General features: G+C 35.7%; 1 protein-coding gene. It reads right to left on the minus strand.

What is annotated here, in order from left to right:
* Positions 1 to 294 (minus strand): His/Gly/Thr/Pro-type tRNA ligase C-terminal domain-containing protein (locus PNO30_RS00870; RefSeq protein WP_271986814.1); only part of this gene is annotated, 294 nt, incomplete at both ends.

Raw genomic sequence — 294 nt, forward strand, 5'->3', positions numbered from 1 at the left:
TTGTTCCATAGTATCTCTATCACGAACAGTTACCATTCCATCGTTTTCAGACTCGAAGTCATAAGTGATACAGAAAGGAGTACCAATTTCATCTTGTCTTCTATATCTCTTACCAATTGATCCAGTTTCATCAAAATCAACCATAAAGTCTGCAGCTAATTGTTGATATACTTCAACAGCTTTATCACTTAATTTTTTAGAAAGTGGTAAGATAGCTGCTTTAAACGGAGCAAGAGCTGGGTGGAATTTAAGAACTGTACGAGTATCATTTTCTCCAACCTCTTCTTCGTTGTA

The sequence above is a fragment of the Gemella haemolysans genome (genome assembly GCF_028308085.1).
GTDB classification, from domain to species: Bacteria; Bacillota; Bacilli; order Staphylococcales; family Gemellaceae; genus Gemella; species Gemella haemolysans_D.